The following is a 14,135-nucleotide window of genomic DNA, read 5'->3' as shown; positions in this document are numbered from 1 at the left end:
CGCTGCCGATTTCGACTGCATCAACCCAACTCAGCCATAGTGGACCGAGCTCGCATCTGCTTCGAGACCCTGGGCAGCCGTCTCGGCACAGAGGAGGCGCATCTGGGGGTGACCGAGTTCAAACGGCTCCGGTCCATACGCCACCCGGATGCGGTTCGCGCGATGCTGGCCTCCACGTTTCCCATGGTCGACTGCCCCTGAATGCCCCATCGGAAGGGCACCAGACGAATACCATGTCGGACGTGGGCTCCGCCGTCGAGGCGTCTCCCAGTTCGAGGACCGTTATTCCATCGATGTCGCGATATGAACCATCCAACCGGATAACCCGCCATGAGATCACTACTCGGATACTGGCAACTGTGGGCACTGCTTTCGGCCGCCTTCGCTGCGCTGACCGCGATCTTCGCCAAGGTCGGCATCGAGAACGTCAATTCCGATTTCGCCACCTTCGTTCGCACGGTCGTCATACTCTGCGCGCTCGGCGCCATCCTGGTGGGTACCGGCCAGTGGCAACCGGTCGGATCGGTGTCGGCAAGGACCTACGTGTTCCTCGTCCTGTCGGGCCTCGCCACCGGAGGCTCGTGGATCTGCTACTTCCGCGCCCTCAAGCTCGGCGAGGCCAGCCGCGTGGCCCCCATCGACAAGCTCAGCGTCGTACTGGTGGCCATCTTCGGCGTGACCTTCCTAGGCGAACGGCTATCCGCGCCGAACTGGGTCGGCGTCGCGCTCATCGCCGCCGGGGCGGTGCTCGTGGCCTATCGTTGATGAAGTCCGGTGGAGAAGACGCATCGTCGTGCCGTTCACGACGAAGGCGCGAAGCCGGACGGGGCGACCGATGCGCGTGCTGTTGATCGAAGATGACCGGATGATCGGCGAAGGGCTTTCGCACGGCCTTTCGGCCGAGGGCTATTCCGTCGATTGGGTCCGCGACGGCGTCGAAGCCGAGACCGCGCTGCGCAACGGCGGCCATGCGCTCGTCCTGCTCGACCTCGGCCTGCCGGGCGGTGACGGCCTCCACGTCCTCCGATCCGCCCGGGCGGCGGGCATCGACACGTCGGTGCTCATCGTCACGGCCCGGGACGGCCTCGACAGCCGCATCGCCGGCCTCGACCTCGGGGCGGACGACTACCTGGTGAAGCCGTTTGAGATGCGCGAGTTGCTGGCGCGGATGCGTGCCATCCTCCGGCGCCGGGCGGGACGGGCGAGCGCCCGGCTGGTGGCCGCCGACACCGAGCTCGATACCGAGACCCACGCCCTCTTCCACGCCGGAACCGTCGCCGTACTGTCCGCCCGTGAGTACGCCCTCATGCATGCCCTTATGGAGCGACCGGGCCGCATCCTGTCGCGGGCCCAGATCGAGGAACGCATCTACGGATGGGGCGATGAAGTCGAGAGCAACGCCGTAGACGCCATCATCCTCACGATCCGCCGCAAGGTCGGCAAGGGTTCGATCCTCAATGTCCGGGGCGCCGGCTGGATGGTGCCGAAGCCATGAGGGTCGTTTCCCTGCGCCGGACCGCGCTGGGGTGGATGACCGCCCTCCTCGCCGGCATCGGCCTTGCCGCGATGCTCGCGGCCTACGTCCTGGCGCGCGGGGAAGCGTCCGACTTCCTCGACGGTCAGCTGCGGCAGGTCGCCCTCAACGCCGGCCCCGGTCTCCCGGACGCGGATGCCCCGCCGGCCGCCGACCAGGATCCGGAGGACCAGCTCGCCGTGTCGATCTGGAAGGACGGACGGCTCCTGCGCAGCGACCGCGGCGTCGACGAACGGCGGCCCGAGCGCACCGGTTACGCGGACGTCGTCATGGGCGGGGAAGCCTGGCGCACCTACGCGACGGCCAACGGCACCACGATGGTCCGGGTCGCGCAACGCGAGGTGGTGAGGACCGAGTTCGCGCGGAACGCGGCGCTGGGGGCCTTGGCCCCCTTGCTGCTCCTGATCCCGCTATCGTGGATCGTGGTCGGGTGGGCGATGGACCGGGTCCTTCGGCGGCTGGACGACCTGGTGCGAGACCTCGCGGGGCGGGGCGCGACGGCGAACGGCCCGCTTTCCCCGCGCGGCGTGCCGGCGGAGGTCGCGCCGCTGGTCGAGGCCATGAACGGCCTGATCCTGCGCCTGCAGGCCGCGCTCGACGCCCAGAAACGGTTCGTCGCCGACGCGGCGCATGAACTCCGGACGCCGCTGGCCGCGATGCAGATCCAGGTCGGCGCCCTCGACGGGGGGCAGGACGACCGACGCATGGCGCTTGCGAGGGGCATCGCTCGGGCGAGCCGATTGGTGGATCAGCTGCTCCGCCTCGCCCGCCTCGACGACGACATCGCGGGAAGTCGCGAGACCGTCGACCTCGGACAGGTTCTGCTCGACTGCGTCGCCGACCATGTCGTGCTCGCGCAAGGCAAGGATATCGACCTCGGCGTGGACATCGAGACGCCTGTGCGGATTCCCGCCGTTCGCGACGAGCTCACGACCCTTTTTTCCAGCCTGATCGACAACGCCCTGCGCTACACCCCGGCAGGCGGGCAGGTCGACGTCACGCTCCGGCTTCGGGACGGGAAGGCCGTCGTGACGGTGCGCGATACCGGCTGCGGCCTGCCGCCGGGCAGCGCATCGCGTCTCTTCGACCGCTTCTTCCGGGCCGCCCCGCCGGGGATCGAGGGAACCGGCCTCGGCTTGGCCATCGCCCGCCGCGCCGCGGAGCGACACGGCTTGAGCCTCACGGTCGAGAACCGCCGCGACGGGCAAGGGGCGATAGCGGAGGTCCGTCCTCAGTCCTGAGAACGTCCCTGCGCTTCCCCGGGCCTGCGCTCATTCCGTCCTCATTCTGGCCGGCTATCACCCACCGCGGACGATGACGGACGGGAGACGGGAATGAGCGGGAAACAGGTCCGGGTCCTGAACAAGGTCCCGGAGGTCACCGCGGCCTTCTGGGTCATCAAGATCCTCTCGACGACGGTCGGCGAGACCGGAGCGGACTATCTCGCCGTCAACGTAAGCCTCGGCGCGGCGACCACGACCACGATCACGGCCGCCCTCCTGGCCGGAGCCCTCGCCCTGCAATTGCGTCAGCGACGCTACGTGCCGTGGATCTATTGGTCGACCGTCGCGCTCGTCAGCGTGGTCGGCACGCAGGTCACCGACATCCTGACCGACAAGCTCGGCGTCAGCCTTTTCGTGAGCACGGGCGTGTTCGCGTGCGCCCTGGCCGCGGTGTTCGCCGTCTGGTTCGCGACCGAGGGGACCCTCTCGATCCATGCCATCGTGACCCGCAGGCGCGAGGCGTTCTACTGGCTCGCCATCCTCCTGACCTTCGCGCTCGGCACGGCGGCGGGCGACCTCGCCACGGAGGCGCTCGGGCTCGGCTTCAATCTTGGCGTCGTCATCTTCGGCACGGGCCTGGCCGCCCTTGCGCTCGCCCGGGGCCTCGGCGCGAACCCGGTGCTGACCTTCTGGTTCGCCTACATCGTCACGCGGCCCCTCGGCGCGTCCCTCGGCGATCTCCTCTCGCAGGCGCGGGAGTACGGCGGTCTCGGGTTCGGCACGGCCCAAACCAGCCTCGTCTTCCTCGCGGTCATCGTCGCCTTGGTGGGGGCTTTGAGCCTGGTCCCGCCATCGGGAGAGCCCGGGGGACTGCGTGGGGGCTGAGCTTTGCCCGGAAGATGTCCGAACGCCCTCCATTTTCCCACTGCCCAACGCCGCATGAGCCGGAGGGAAGACCATGAGAACCATCATCCTTGCCACGGTTGTCGCCGTGATCGTCGGGGGCACCGCCGCACCTCTCGTCCTGCTGGCGATGCAGGACGCCTCCGGCGCGACAGCTCCGGAGGCTGCCACGTCGAAGCTCGGCGACCTCTCGAAATTCCGGGCCATCGTCGTCGAGGTGAAGGCTCTCACCGACCGGGGCGACCTTCCGGCCGCGAAGGGGCGCATCAAGGACCTCGAACTCTCGTGGGACGGAGCCGAGGCGGGTCTCAAGCCGCGTGCGGCCGCCGACTGGCACATCGTGGACAAGGCCATCGATGGCGCACTCGACGCGCTGCGGGCTTCGCCCCCCGACCCGGCCGCCTGCCGTCGCGCCATCGACGATCTGCTCGCGGTCATCGACCGGATGCAGGCCGCCTGAACCGACCCCGGCCTCACATAAGGCATCCTCATGCAACGACCCGAGCGAACCATTCCCACGGAACCCGGCAAGGTGCCGGAAGCCACCGCCGGGTTCTGGGCGATCAAGATCGTGGCCACCACGCTGGGCGAGGTCGGCGGCAACGCCGTCGCCCTGACGCTCGGCCTGGGCTATCTCACGGGTACGGCGATCTTCGGGACCGTATTGGCCGTGCTGCTCGCGGCACAGATCCGGGCAACCCGCTTCCATCCCATCCTGTACTGGGCCGTGATCACCGCGACGACGCTCGCCGGTACGACGCTGGCGGACTTCTGCGACCGATCCCTCGGCATCGGCTACCTCGGCGGATCGCTGATCCTCCTCGCCTCGGTCGTCGCGACCCTCCTCCTCTGGAAGCACACCCTGGGCACCGTCGCCGTGGAATCGGTGCGGACCCCGCAGGCCGAAGGGTTCTACTGGGCCACGATCATGTTCTCGCAGACGCTCGGCACCGCGCTGGGTGACTGGATGGCAGACAGCACCGGCCTTGGGTACAACGGCAGCGCGCTCCTCATCGTCCTCGCGCTCGCCGTCGTAACGGCCCTGCATCTCCGGACGCGCGTATCCCGGCCGCTGCTTTTCTGGACCGCCTTCATCCTGACGCGGCCGCTCGGCGCCACCCTCGCCAACTCGCTCGACAAGCCCGCGGCGTCGGGCGGCCTGGGCATCGACGACATCACGATCTCCGCGGTGCTGGCGCTCCTCATGGTGCTGCTCGTGCTCCTCATCCCGCAGCGTGCCGGTCGTCACGCGGTCGGCGTCGATGCCGCCTGAGGTTCACCTCCAGCCGAAGGATCCATCAAATGAACGACACCCTCGAACGCACCTTGAGCAAGGTCCCTGAGGTCACGCTCGGCTTCTGGATCATCAAGATCCTGGCCACCACGCTCGGCGAGACCGGCGGCGACACCGTCACCATGACACTGAACTGGGGTTACCTCGCCGGCACCGCCCTGTTCGGCGTGGTGCTGCTCGGCCTCGTGGTCGCCCAGGTCATGGCGAAACGGTTCAACCCCGTCCTCTACTGGTCCACCATCGTCGCCTCGACCACCTTCGGCACCACCATGGCGGACTTCGCCGACCGCTCGCTCGGCATCGGATACACCGGCGGGTCGGCCCTGCTCCTCGCCTGCCTCGCAGCGGTGCTCTGGCTTTGGTACGCGTCCGAGGGCACCGTGTCGGTCGAAACGGTCTCGACGCCGCGGATCGAGGCGTTTTACTGGGGCGCCATCACCTTCTCCCAGACGCTCGGCACGGCGCTGGGCGATTGGCTCGCCGACACGGGCGGGCTCGGCTACCAGGGCGGCGCCCTCGTGTTCGGGGCGGCCCTCGCGGTGGTCATCGTCTTATACTACCGGACCTCAATGTCGCGTGTCGCGCTCTTCTGGGCGGCCTTCATCTTGACGCGGCCGCTCGGTGCCATGGTGGGTGACTTCCTCGACAAGCCGGCCATCGATGGGGGGCTGGACCTCAGCCGGCCATTCGCCTCCGCTGTCATCGCGGCCTTCATCGTCGCGCTGATCGTCCTGCTGCCACAGAGGGCCGGACGGCATCCGGGGGCGGACGCGACCGCGTCCTGATGCCCGCCGCCGGGCCCCTACATCCGACCAGGAACCAGGATCGATGAACCAAGTAACCCCGCCCGCCCCGGCGGCCATCGTCGCGCGTCTCGGCCGGAGGGAGATAGGCCTGATCGCGTCGCTGTTCTGCGTAGCCGCCCTCATCCTCGGCTTCGGCCTCCTCGCCGAGGAGGTCGTGGAGGGTGACACGACGGCCTTCGACACCCGCATCGCCCACTTCTTCCGCCCGGTCGGCGCCACCGACGCCATAGGCCCAGCCTGGCTCCACGAGATGGCCCGCGACGTGACCGCGTTGGGCAGCATGGTCGTGCTCTGCTTCCTACTGGCGGGCGTGGTCGGCTACCTGCTCCTGATCCGGAAGCGCGGGGCCGCCGTCCTGCTGGTGGGCTCGATCCTCGGGGGAACGGTCGTCAGTTTCGGACTGAAGCTGCTCTTCAGCCGGCCCCGTCCCGACATCCCCGACGGCATCCAGGTCTTTACCTCCAGCTTCCCCAGCAGCCATGCCATGCTCTCCGCGGTGACCTTCCTGACGCTTGGAGCGCTCATGACGCGCGTCGCCGCGGACGCTCGTCTGAAGGCATACTTCACGGGATGCGCGGTCTTCCTCTCCATCGTGGTCGGACTGAGCCGGGTCTACCTTGGGGTGCATTACGCGACGGACGTGCTCGCGGGTTGGTGCGTGGGATCGGCTTGGGCCGCCCTGTGCTGGATCGTGGCCCTTCGGCTCCAGCGTCGTGGGCAGGTCGAGAGGCCCGGCGGTACGGAAGGCGCGCGATAGGCAGTCCAGCCGGATGCATCCTTGCGGTCGCAATCGCGGTCGAGGGCGGGGGACCGGGATAGCCGGAATGAAGCGCCGGGTTCCGTGCTTATTGGACGGAGGTTTCCGAGAACCGAAGGCGGCGCTCAGCCTATCGACCGCATCGACGAACCGAGACGGTCAACCTGGAAGACGGGTTCGGGCGCCAATGGCCGCTTCCAGCCTCAGGCCGGCGTTCCGCCGCGGTAACGGGTGAAGACGCTTCTGGCTTCCGACCCGAACAGGTCGGCTTCATAGGTATCGGGCTCCATGCCCTCGACTTCCATGCCGGGGGAACCTACGGGCATACCGGGCGATGACGCCATGGCGCAGCCCGGGGCCGGACAGGTTCCGGCCGCGGACGACCATGAACTCCCGGCTGTGTTCGGTGTCCACCCAGAACATCCACGGCACGTCCGCCGCATTCAGCGCCCGCCGCAAACCGGCGCTCCTATCGTTCCCGAGTGAAACAGACTGGTTTCCCGATTTGCTGACTCGTTTTCCCGATTAATACCGACTCAAACTCAACCGCTCCTCAGACAACTTAGAGATACTCGCTCCAGCTACCTCATCGACTTAGCAGCGAACCCGGCAATCAAAATCACCAACTTCGTCGCTCTGCCCCTGATAGGCGAGTGCGGGATCTCCTCGTAATAGCCGACCCAATGTTTTGCTTTTGGGCCTCAAAGTTCGGCACTAAATCAACTTAGAGTGAGGCAGCACCTGCGGCTTCTAAACTGCATGCGCTGTCCGTTTCACGTTCGCGCAATTCGAGAACAGTCGCTTGGAAAAGACCGATTTCGGGTCACGGGGTCAAGTCCGCTCAGGTTTCCCGCCGCGCGGACCTGCTCATGCGGCTCGGGCAATGATGTCCACGGCTGCCATGACCTCATGCGGTGCGGTGTGATGCATCATGTGACCGCATCCCTCGACGACGTGGAGGCTGCTGGCCGGGAGCGCCCGATGGAGGCGTTTGGCCTGAGCGTCGAGATCCACCATCTTGTCACCGCTTCCTGCAACGATGGCGACCGGCATGGAGAGCTCGCCGTAGCGGCTTTGCATCGCCAGGGCGTCCGGGATCATCAAGGCAGACTCAGCCGCACTGGCCCTCAGTTGCGAGGGACGGATCGCCATCTCGGAGGGCACGCCCATGAACGTGGCTGCCACCGGCGCGGGACTGAACAACTTGCGGATCATCGTCGGCCACAGGAGACGCGCGACCGGCGGCGAGACGGTATAGCGCAGGATGTCGCCGACGATTGGCACGGCCGGTCCTGACATCATGAGGACGTCGGCACGAACCGACCCGTAGTAGTAGCCGCTTTCCAGGATCAGTCCCCGAACCATCTCCGGGTGGTCGAGTGCGAGCGCGAGGGCGACTGAGGCGCCCCATGAGTGCCCAAGCACCAGGGTGCGTGCCACGCCGATCCGATGCAGTGCCTCGCGAAGGAGCTCCGCCTGCGCGGCGGGCGTCCAGATCGTGCTGCGGGGCCGCTCGGTATAGCCGTAGCCTGGGCAGTCAAAAGCGATGACGCGGTAGCGCTTGGCCGCCGCTTCGACGAAGCCGCTCGCCATGAAGTCTTGGAGCATGCTGCCGTTGCCGTGCAGGAGCACCAGGGGCTCCCCCTCACCAACTTCTGCATAGTGGACCTGTACGCCATCAACGTCGATGAGGCGGCCGGTCGGCGGGTTGTCGCGCTCGGCTTGCCGTGCCCTGGCGCTAACCAAGGTGGCCGTCAGGCCCAGGGCCAAGGCTCCCAGCCCTAGGATGGCAGCGGGACGCACGAAATCGCGGCTTTGGGCCATGGGGAGGTATCCGATCCCGGGGTTGGAAGCGCGGTGGGACAGGCCGTCCGCGTTGCACTGCAACAGGGCCAACGGTCCCGGCCCACCATCGTTCCGGACGACGTGGCCTTGTGACGTCAGCCCTAGATTTCAAAGGAGGCTGACGAAATAAGCGTCAGGTTTTTGCTGCTTTCCAACTGGTTTCGCAGGGAGCGCCTGGACCATAGGCTCATACCCGAAGTCATAGCGAAAGCGGCTTTTAGGTTGTAAGCCGAAGATAGATTTCGCAGCGATACATCTGATCGATCGGCGGCTGCCTTGATGGTGGAAATGTTACCATCCGCGCATTTGCATTCCTGCTAAGCCGCACGGTTCCCCTTCATATGGTCTAATGGCAAGTCATCGTCAGTTCGACGTGGTGTGTGATCGTCGACGATCTGTCGATAGACTTCCAGATAGCGGTCGGCCATGGCCTCGGCGTCGAAAAGCGCTTCTGCTCGGTTTCGGCAGTCACGGCGTGACAGGCCCATGGCCTCGCGCATCGCGGCACCCAGGTCGTCCGCGTCATCCGGCTTGCCTAACCGTCCGCAGCTTACGTCGAGGATGGCAGGCATCGCGCCACGGCGGAAGGCCGCGACCGGTGTGCCGCAGGCGAGCGCCTCGGCGACCACGAGGCCGAACGGCTCCTCCCATCGGGGCGTGACGATGGCCACGCTCGCCAAGCCGATCCGTTGGGCAAGCTCACGATGCGGGAGGTGTCCCAGGTCTACCAAGTCCCACCCCAGGCGTGGCGCGATCTCGGCCGCCCAGTAGGCCGGGTCGAGCCTAGGTCCGGCGAAGTGCAGCGACAGGCCCGCTGCCCGGGCAGCGTCAATGGCGAGGTGTAGGCCTTTCTCCGGAACGATGCGGCCGGACCAGATCGCATGGGGGGGCACATCCGGAGTGGCGTTGTAGGTGAACGTCGTGAGATCGACGCCGTTGCCCACCACCTGCGCGTGAGGCACGGTCTCGGACCATTGCCGTGCCAGCGACGACGACACCGCCAGGAACGTCATTCCGGGCGCCGCAGCCACGATCCCGCCGACGAGGGAGTCGAACGGCGGGACGTGTAACACGGTCACCCATGGCAGGCTCATCCCACCGCTTGCCCGCAGTGGCAGGTCATCCAACGCGTTGTTGTGCACGAGATCAAAATTCCCGGCACGGACCATATCCATCATCGCCCGATAGGCGACGACTTCCGCATCGTAAATGGCGGCCTCGTGCCGGGCATCGCCTTCCGCCGCAATGCCGGTCGGGTCGCACATCATCGTGGGAGCAAGCTCGGGGTCGGAACCGGTGCTGGCGAAAAGGGTGACCACGTGTCCGCGACGCTGCAGCGTCCGGACGAGGAGGTGGGTGTGCATCTCCAAGCCTCCTGCGTAGGGCTCGGCGATGGGGTATTTCAGATGCGCGACGACGGCGATCCTCACGAAATGCTCACCCCTGTGTTTTCCGTAGAAAAACTGGCCACGACGTATCATGCCTCGGGCTTGGATCGCAGTCTTCGAAGGCCTTCGGTAGCGAGGTAGCCTGATCCGTCGCGCCGGGACGGATCCCTATTCCCAGTCCCGACTGTCAAGCGTGCACGCACCATTCGCTGCGGCCGAGATGGCCGACATGGCCGCGTCGAGCGAGGCATGTTCCCGCTTGACCGATTTGAGGAGCCCGGCAGGTTCAGGCTGGACCAAGACGTCGTCTGTGTCGGCGGCCTTCGTGACGGCCCCTAGAGGCTGTTATGAACTGGCTGCCAGTCGAGCGGCTTGTTTGAGCATGAGGCAGACGAAGGCGACGATGTGGAGATCCGCGAGCGTGCTGGGATAGCGCTCGTAGTCCTTGACGAGGCGTCGGAAGCGGGTCGCCCAGGCGAAGGAGCGCTCCACCACCCAGCGCCGCGGCAGCAGGACGAAGCCGCGCTTGGCCTCGGGCAGTCTGACGACCTCCAGCTCGATACCGTGCGTGCGTGCGTGCGGCCTTAGCCGGCCTCTCCCCGGTGTAGCCCTGATCGACATAGGCGAGATCGACGGTGTCGCCGGTGGCGGCCTGGATCGCCTTGGCGAGCTGCCCGACCTGGGCGCGGTCGTCGGCGTCGGCGGACGTGACGTGCAGCGCCAGGAGGTGACCCAGGGTGTCGACGGCCAAGTGGACCTTCGAGCCCCGTTTGCGCTTGGCTCCATCGTATCCGGCCCGCTCGCCGCTCTCGGGCGTCGAGCGCAGGGTCCGACTGTCGAGGATCGCTGCGCTGGGCTCTGAACGACGCCCGGAGGCTAGGCGCAGCAGGGCGCGGAGGTCGTCGGCCAGTTGCTCGAAGCAGCCGGCCGCCAGCCAGCGTTGGGACTGCTGGTAGACGGCTTCCCAGGGTGGCAGATCGTTGGGCATCCACCGCCAGGGTGCCCCTGTCTTCACGACGTAGCGCAGGCCATTGAACACCTCGCGCAAGCTATGCTCGCGCTGCCCCGCATCCTCGCGCAGCAGGGTCAGATAAGGGGCGACCAGCACCCACTCATCATCGGAGACGTCGGATGGGTAGGATCTGCGCGAAGGGGTCATGCCCCCTCATCTGGAATCCCCAAGCCACGGGTCCATAACAGCCTCTAGCTTCCGCCTAGCAGGCCGTTGAAAAAGTCGAAAAGCGCCTCAGGAGATCGATGTGACCTACTGCAGGTAGGTGCCACCTGCCTGTTGCCGTACCAGATCTGAGTGCAAGCGCCGCCCGTCCGTACTTTTTCAACACCCTGCTAGGCGGTCATCCAGGGTCCACGCATTGCCGCTGGACCCAGTGGGCGTGAGAACGACATCCATCTCTTCGATCCTCGACGTAGGGCGATACTTCCAAGGGCTAACCCGGCAGAGAAAACCGATTAGGCGGTGATCCTCACGACCAGCCGCTCGGTCCCGTCGATGGCGACCCGAATGATCTCGGCCTGGGCGGAGATCCGGTCGGCATCGGTCGGCCATCAGAGACCGCCGTCTGTCCCACGGAGCATGTCGGCAAGGCGCGGGTTTTGGAGGGCCAGGGATTTTATCGCATTACAGCTGTTCACCACATGACCCCCGATTTTGGCTTCAGGCCGCTTCGGGCGCACCTTCCAGCCTTGCCAAGGCCTCGGCCTCGAAAAGGGCTGCCAAGGCCAGGCCGAGACGGCTGCGCACCGCTTCATCCAGGTTGATCGGGAACGCGATTTCCAACGCGCGGGTGGTACCCACGATGGCAGCCTGCACTGCCACGGACCGCGGCAGAGGTCGAAGTCGGTGGAATGGCATGGGGCACCCTGTTGGCCGGCGAGCATGTGCCACCCACGCGTATTCACCTATGTTTATCTTAGTCGGCTCGGAGGCTCGCCCTCCGAGAAGGCGGCACGCTCCGCAGTCGGCCGCAGGAGCGACCCAACTCGAACGCGGCGGCCTCAACGAGGTGCGGCCGATCATGGTTAAGGAATCCTTGATTCCGGAAGTGGGCAACTGAAAGCAAATCCCCCGTTCCGCTTCCCTCGGAGTCGAGATCGACCGCATCGGAGACGGCGACGATGTCCACCCCGGCGGGCGGGTAGGACGTCCGACACTCAGATCATAATGATCGACCGCGATCCGTACGGGCCCTGGATGCGGATCAAACGGGTTGTTTTCCGTCCGGTCGCGCAACCTAGAAGGCACCGACGGTCCTACATCCGCTCCTTGATCCCCGCGGAGACAAGCCACCAGTTCACCGGGTAGCTGGTCAGGAACCCCGCCAGCATGGCGAGCTGCATGACGAACCAGAACTCGGCCGAGTTGACCGGTGCCCGCTGCCCCGTGAGGTGCGGGAACAGAATGAACTGGGCGAAGGACATGAACCCGTACATGCCGACCTGCCAGGCGATCAGCGACAGGGTGTCGGCCTTGAGCGCGGCGACGATGCCCTGGCCCGGGGAGAGGCCGCGCATCGGCACGATAGCGTAATACTGGAACACGATCCCGAGCCCGAAGGCGAAGACGAAGTCCAGCACCCAGACCGCGTACATCTTCTCCTCGAACAGCGACTGCCAGCCGAACCAAACGGCCACAGCCGGCACCAAGAAGGCGAGCCACTCGGCGGCGACGTCGCCCAGCATGCAGCCGCTTCCGCAGTGGAGCGCGCCCTTGCCCACCATCACCGGAAACGGCGTTTGCGTCATGTTCGGAGGCTTCTCGTCCCGCTCCATCGCGCGGTGATGCGCCTCCAAGGTCGCGAGGCGGCCATAGCGAAAGTAGGCCCAGACCACGACCACCGTCCCGAACAGGGCGCTGACCGGCCAGACCACGTTCATCACGGCCATGTGCTGCGGATGCCGGATCACCTGCACCGACAGTAGGATCGAGGAGGCGGCCCCAAGCAGCAGGGCCAGGATCGAGAGCGCGTGGAGCCAGGCGGGGACCGTCGTGGCCATGCCGCTCAATGCCCCATCGCCAGCATCCAGACGGCCATGGCGACCATCATCACGTTCTCGGTCAGCGAGACGAAGCCGAGCGGCACCTTGCTCGATCCACCGACGCAGGCGCACTTGATCTCGCGCTTCTCGACGTAGACCGCCTTGAACACCGAGACCGCGCCGATGGTACCGATGAACAGGGCCACCGGGATCGACAGCCAGTTCAGGGCGCCGGCCACCATCAGGACGCCGGCGATGCCCTCCAGGAACGGGTAGGCGTAGGCGTAGCGCACCCAGCGCTTGGCCAGCAGGTCGTAGCCGAGGAACATCGACGAGAAGGTCTCCACGTCCTGCAGCTTGAGCAGGGCCAGCACGCACATGCTGAAGGCGATGAACCACTCGGCCGCACGGACGGTCAGCGGCGTGCCGTACACGGCGTAGCTCGCCGCGAGCGCCATCAGCGCCGTCATCGAGAACACCGCCACGACCGGCGTGTAGGTCGTCGCGTTCGGGTCGTTGGCGGCCTTGCCGAAGTGGCGCTGCAGGTCGTCGAAGCCGCCGACGCGCTCGCCGTTGATGAAGGTCTGGGGCGTCGACTTGACCCCGTGCTCGGCCTTGAAGCGGTCGGTCTCCTCGCGGGTGCTCAGCCAATGATCCTCCACCTCGAAACCCTGGCGTTCGAGGAGGTCCTTCGCCTTGAGGCCGTACGGGCACGTGTGCTGCGGCATCATCATGCGGTACAGGACCGCCTTGCGGGACGCGGTGGCTTGCATCGGAAACTCCGTGGGTTGTCGGGCCGGGATGCCGTGCGGGCTTCGAAATGGAAGCAGGGTGCGGGCAGCGGTCGATTTGGCTTGCGTACCTTCCTGCACCTTCCCATGATGGGAAGGTCAACGGGGGAAACCTTACGATGAACATCGGCGAGGCGAGCCGGGCCTCGGGGGTCTCGGCCAAGATGATCCGGCACTACGAGAGCATCGGGCTCGTGCCCCCGGCCGACCGGCGCGACAGCGGCTACCGCGATTACGGGACCGCCGACCTGCACCGGCTCGGCTTCATTCGGCACGCCCGGGACCTGGGCTTCTCGCTGGACCGCATCCGGGTGCTGCTCGGGCTCTGGAGCGACCCCGACCGCAGCAACGCCGACGTGAAGGCCATCGCGAGGGCCCATGTCACGGAACTCGAACAGCGGGCCCGCCAACTGAACGAGATGGCCGACGCCCTGCGGTCCCTGGCCGACGCCTGCGACGGCGACGGCCGGCCGGACTGCCCGATCATCGCCAGCCTGGAGACCGGGGCGAACGTCCCGGCCTGCCATCCGGGCGGCTCCCAGGGGGCGATGCCGCCCCCCGCACCGCGTCGGAAGGCCGTGGCCGGTCACTGAGCCC

Annotated in this window: 14 protein-coding genes and 2 pseudogenes; 9 read left to right on the top strand and 7 right to left on the bottom strand. The window is 66.6% G+C overall.

Going from position 1 to position 14,135, the window contains the following annotated elements; all coding sequences use genetic code 11:
- The first annotated feature begins 330 nt into the window (after window positions 1-330).
- The 8 genes from FVA80_RS13845 (at window position 331) to FVA80_RS13810 (ending at window position 6,517) form a co-directional block, all read left to right on the top strand.
- Window positions 331-765 carry an EamA family transporter gene (locus tag FVA80_RS13845; protein WP_147908779.1) on the top strand — a complete coding sequence of 145 codons (435 nt, stop codon included), beginning with the start codon at window positions 331-333 and terminating at the stop codon, window positions 763-765.
- Between the two features lie 70 nt (window positions 766-835).
- Complete coding sequence (locus tag FVA80_RS13840) at window positions 836-1,495, top strand: response regulator transcription factor (protein WP_147908780.1); 660 nt, start codon at window positions 836-838, stop codon at window positions 1,493-1,495.
- Complete coding sequence (locus FVA80_RS13835; protein ID WP_147908781.1) at window positions 1,492-2,775, top strand: ATP-binding protein; 1,284 nt, start codon at window positions 1,492-1,494, stop codon at window positions 2,773-2,775. The genes FVA80_RS13840 and FVA80_RS13835 overlap by 4 nt, the downstream gene beginning before the upstream one ends.
- Before the next feature lie 93 nt (window positions 2,776-2,868).
- Window positions 2,869-3,642 (top strand): hypothetical protein, encoded by a 774-nt coding sequence (locus FVA80_RS13830; RefSeq protein ID WP_147908782.1) that lies wholly within the window; start codon window positions 2,869-2,871, stop codon window positions 3,640-3,642.
- Between the two features lie 73 nt (window positions 3,643-3,715).
- Window positions 3,716-4,120 carry a histidine kinase gene (locus FVA80_RS13825; protein WP_147908783.1) on the top strand — a complete coding sequence of 135 codons (405 nt, stop codon included), beginning with the start codon at window positions 3,716-3,718 and terminating at the stop codon, window positions 4,118-4,120.
- A gap of 30 nt (window positions 4,121-4,150) precedes the next feature.
- Window positions 4,151-4,933 carry a hypothetical protein gene (locus FVA80_RS13820; RefSeq protein WP_147908784.1) on the top strand — a complete coding sequence of 261 codons (783 nt, stop codon included), beginning with the start codon at window positions 4,151-4,153 and terminating at the stop codon, window positions 4,931-4,933.
- Window positions 4,934-4,962: 29 nt separating this feature from the next.
- Entirely contained in the window at window positions 4,963-5,739 is a 777-nt protein-coding gene (locus FVA80_RS13815) for a hypothetical protein (RefSeq protein ID WP_147908785.1), read from the top strand.
- A gap of 43 nt (window positions 5,740-5,782) precedes the next feature.
- Entirely contained in the window at window positions 5,783-6,517 is a 735-nt protein-coding gene (locus FVA80_RS13810) for a phosphatase PAP2 family protein (RefSeq protein WP_147908786.1), read from the top strand.
- 203 nt (window positions 6,518-6,720) lie between these two features.
- Here the strand turns inward: FVA80_RS13810 and FVA80_RS13805 are convergent.
- The 7 genes and pseudogenes from FVA80_RS13805 to FVA80_RS13780 all read right to left on the bottom strand — a co-directional run.
- Window positions 6,721-6,849 (bottom strand): annotated as a pseudogene (locus FVA80_RS13805) (DUF411 domain-containing protein); the annotation flags it as partial.
- Window positions 6,850-7,384: 535 nt separating this feature from the next.
- On the bottom strand, window positions 7,385-8,341 hold the full coding sequence (locus FVA80_RS13800; protein ID WP_187193682.1) for an alpha/beta hydrolase: 957 nt from the start codon (window positions 8,339-8,341) through the stop codon (window positions 7,385-7,387).
- Between the two features lie 338 nt (window positions 8,342-8,679).
- A complete protein-coding gene (locus tag FVA80_RS13795; RefSeq protein WP_147908787.1) occupies window positions 8,680-9,792 on the bottom strand; it encodes a glycosyltransferase in 1,113 nt (370 codons plus the stop codon).
- Between the two features lie 303 nt (window positions 9,793-10,095).
- Window positions 10,096-10,909: pseudogene (locus FVA80_RS13790) on the bottom strand (IS5 family transposase).
- A gap of 516 nt (window positions 10,910-11,425) precedes the next feature.
- Window positions 11,426-11,566 carry a hypothetical protein gene (locus tag FVA80_RS30550; protein ID WP_187193681.1) on the bottom strand — a complete coding sequence of 47 codons (141 nt, stop codon included), beginning with the start codon at window positions 11,564-11,566 and terminating at the stop codon, window positions 11,426-11,428.
- A 455-nt stretch (window positions 11,567-12,021) separates the two neighbouring features.
- Window positions 12,022-12,765: a DUF4396 domain-containing protein gene (locus tag FVA80_RS13785; protein ID WP_147907686.1), complete on the bottom strand. Its 744-nt coding sequence runs from the start codon at window positions 12,763-12,765 to the stop codon at window positions 12,022-12,024.
- Window positions 12,766-12,770: 5 nt separating this feature from the next.
- The gene (locus tag FVA80_RS13780) at window positions 12,771-13,520 is read right to left on the bottom strand and encodes a glutaredoxin (RefSeq protein WP_147907687.1); all 750 of its coding nucleotides are present in this window, start codon (window positions 13,518-13,520) and stop codon (window positions 12,771-12,773) included.
- Window positions 13,521-13,657: 137 nt separating this feature from the next.
- On the opposite strand from FVA80_RS13780, the gene cueR reads away from it, so the two are divergent.
- Window positions 13,658-14,131 (top strand): Cu(I)-responsive transcriptional regulator, encoded by a 474-nt coding sequence (gene cueR / locus FVA80_RS13775; protein WP_147812918.1) that lies wholly within the window; start codon window positions 13,658-13,660, stop codon window positions 14,129-14,131.
- Window positions 14,132-14,135: the final 4 nt, after the last annotated feature.

The sequence above is a fragment of the Methylobacterium sp. WL1 genome (assembly GCF_008000895.1).
Taxonomy (GTDB): domain Bacteria; phylum Pseudomonadota; class Alphaproteobacteria; order Rhizobiales; family Beijerinckiaceae; genus Methylobacterium.
This window is presented reverse-complemented; position numbering and strand designations above follow the sequence as displayed.